Origin of the sequence: Ancylobacter sonchi (assembly GCF_018390695.1) — a bacterium.
Classification (GTDB): Bacteria; Pseudomonadota; Alphaproteobacteria; order Rhizobiales; family Xanthobacteraceae; genus Ancylobacter; species Ancylobacter sonchi.
Genome location: NZ_JAHBGF010000018.1, coordinates 1 through 1,977 on the forward strand (window position 1 = coordinate 1; position 1,977 = coordinate 1,977).

At 67.0% G+C, this 1,977-nt stretch carries 3 protein-coding genes and 1 pseudogene; all 4 read left to right on the forward strand.

Annotated features, from left to right (window positions below; translation table 11 throughout):
* A pseudogene (locus tag KHC28_RS09990) lies at positions 1 to 404 on the forward strand (conjugal transfer protein TrbE); the annotation flags it as partial.
* Positions 401 to 1,153, forward strand: a complete 753-nt coding sequence (gene trbJ, locus KHC28_RS09995) for a P-type conjugative transfer protein TrbJ (RefSeq protein WP_214008212.1) — start codon at positions 401 to 403, stop codon at positions 1,151 to 1,153. The pseudogene KHC28_RS09990 and the gene trbJ, both read left to right, overlap by 4 nt.
* A 12-nt stretch (positions 1,154 to 1,165) precedes the next feature.
* The gene (trbK-alt, locus tag KHC28_RS10000; RefSeq protein WP_214008213.1) at positions 1,166 to 1,435 is read left to right on the forward strand and encodes a putative entry exclusion protein TrbK-alt; all 270 of its coding nucleotides are present in this window, start codon (positions 1,166 to 1,168) and stop codon (positions 1,433 to 1,435) included.
* Between the two features lies 1 nt (position 1,436).
* Positions 1,437 to 1,977: type IV secretion system protein (locus KHC28_RS10005; protein ID WP_214008214.1), on the forward strand; the 541-nt coding region annotated here is incomplete at its 3' end.

Here is a 1,977-nt window from a genome sequence, read left to right on the forward strand (position 1 = left end):
AGTCGCTCTCCGACATCGACGGGTCGGCGATCGCGCCGGCGATCATCGAGAGCTGCCCGACACGTCTTCTACTCCCCAATGAGCGGGCCATCGAGCCGCAGATCACCGCGATCTATCGTCGCTTCGGCCTGAACGACCGCCAGATCGAGATCCTCGCGCGGGCCACGCCAAAGCGTGACTATTACTGCCAGTCGCGGCGCGGCAACAGGCTATTCGAACTGGGCCTGTCGGACGTGGCGTTGGCGCTGTGCGCCGCGTCCTCCAAGTCGGACCAGCAGGCCATCGACAAGATCTTCGCCGCGCATGGCCGGGACGGCTTTCTTGAGGCCTGGTTGCGTCATCGCGGCCTCGGCTGGGCCGCCGACCTCATCCCCAACCTCAGCAATCTGGAGACGCGGCCATGACGCTGTCCCTTCCCCGCGCATCCACGCTCGCCGTCGCGCTGCTGACCGCGCCTCTCAGCCTATCACCCGTGGGGTCCCCGCCCGCGCAGGCCGTCACCGTCTATGACCCGTGGAACTACGCGCAGAACATGATGTCGGCCGCCCGCACGCTGGAGCAGATCAACAATCAGATCACCTCACTGCAGAACGAAGCGCAGATGCTGATCAATCAGGCGCGCAATCTCGCCAGCCTGCCGCACTCCTCGCTGCAGCAGATCCAGCAATCGGTCCAGCGCACCCAGCAGCTTCTGGGACAGGCGCAGAGCATCGCCTTCGATGTCGGCCAGATCGACCAGGCCTTCCAGCAGCGCTATGGCACTATCCCGTTCTCGACCTCCGATGCCGATCTCGTCGCCGGTGCGCGCTCGCGCTGGCAGACCACGGTCGGGGGCCTGCAGGATGCGCTGCGCGTGCAGGCTGGCGTCGTCGGCAATGTCGACGCCAACCGGGCCGAGATGGCGACGCTTGTCGGCCAGAGCCAGGGCGCCACAGGTGCGCTTCAGGCCACGCAGGCCGGCAACCAGTTGCTCGCTTTGCAGTCGCAGCAGCTGTCCGACTTGATCGCCGTGATGTCCGCCAATGGGCGCGCTGCGGCGCTGTCCGAGGCGGAACGCGCGACCGCCGCCGAGCAGGGACGCGAGCAGCGCCGGCGCTTCCTCACCCCAGGCGCCGGCTACCAGGCCGGCACTGCCCGGATGTTCAGCAACTGACGGGAGGCGAACATGGACGGAGCCATGCCGGCACGGCTCGGCGCGGTGATCTTTGTGGCCATCGCCGCCACGGCGGCGGTCCTGGAGATGAGCCGGGAGGAGAAGGCGCCGGAGCCTTCACCCATTCGGACGGTCGAGGCCGAGCGCCACCCTCTGCGCGACGCGCAGCGGCGGTGCCAGCAGCTCGGAGAGGCGGCCGCGCAGGACGCCGCGTGCCTGAAGGTCTGGGCCCAGACACGCGACCGGTTCCTCGGACGTCCCGCGCCGGATGAAGGTCGCTGAGATGGGCGGCACCGGCGTCATCGACACTTTCCTCGGGGTCTTCACCTCCTATATCGACAGCGGCTTCGGGCTGCTCGGCGGCGAGGTTGCCTTCATCGCCACCACCCTCATCGTCATCGACGTGACGCTGGCGGCGCTGTTCTGGTCCTGGGGCGCGGACGACGACGTCATCGCCCGGCTGATCAAGAAGACGCTGTCTGTCGGCGTCTTCGCCTACATCATCGGCAACTGGAACAACCTCGCCCGCATCGTCTTCGAGAGCTTCGCCGGGCTCGGGCTCAAGGGATCGGGCACGGCATTTTCCGTCAGCGACCTCATGCGTCCCGGCAAGGTGGCGCAGACCGGGCTTGATGCCGGTCGGCCGCTGCTCGAGTCCATCTCCGATCTGATGGGTTGGGTCGCCTTCTTCGAGAACTTCATCCAGATCGCCTGCCTGCTGTTTGCCTGGGCGCTGGTGCTGCTCTCCTTCTTCATCCTGGCCGTCCAGCTCTTCGTCACCCTGATCGAGTTCAAGCTGACGACGCTCGCCGGCTTCGTGCTCA

What these genes read in the sequence shown, in the direction of transcription:
- trbJ (WP_214008212.1), top strand. Translation starts at nt 401, where the DNA reads ATGACGCTGTCCCTTCCCCGCGCATCCACGCTCGCCGTCGCGCTGCTG.
- trbK-alt (WP_214008213.1), top strand. Translation starts at nt 1,166, where the DNA reads ATGGACGGAGCCATGCCGGCACGGCTCGGCGCGGTGATCTTTGTGGCC.